The 207-nt window shown below is 57.0% G+C and carries 1 pseudogene; it reads left to right on the top strand.

Going from position 1 to position 207, the window contains the following annotated elements:
- Positions 1-207 (top strand): annotated as a pseudogene (locus JW499_RS22360) (alpha-amylase family glycosyl hydrolase); the annotation flags it as partial.

The following is a 207-nucleotide window of genomic DNA, read 5'->3' as shown; positions in this document are numbered from 1 at the left end:
TGTGCGCCTACGCCGTGATGTCCAACCACTACCATCTGGTGTTATCCATCGACGAGACCCGTGTGGCCGATTTAACACTCGATGAGGTCATTGAGCGCTGGTGTGTGCTGTATAAAGGCCCACTATTGGTGCAACGCTACCGGGCGGGAGAGGCATTAGGCGTCGCCGAACGGCAAACCGTCTCAGAAATAGCTGAGACCTGGCGCG

The organism is Amphritea pacifica, assembly GCF_016924145.1.
Taxonomy (GTDB): Bacteria; Pseudomonadota; Gammaproteobacteria; order Pseudomonadales; family Balneatricaceae; genus Amphritea; species Amphritea pacifica.
Note: the sequence above shows the minus strand (reverse complement) of the source record. Positions and strands in the feature narration are given on the sequence as shown.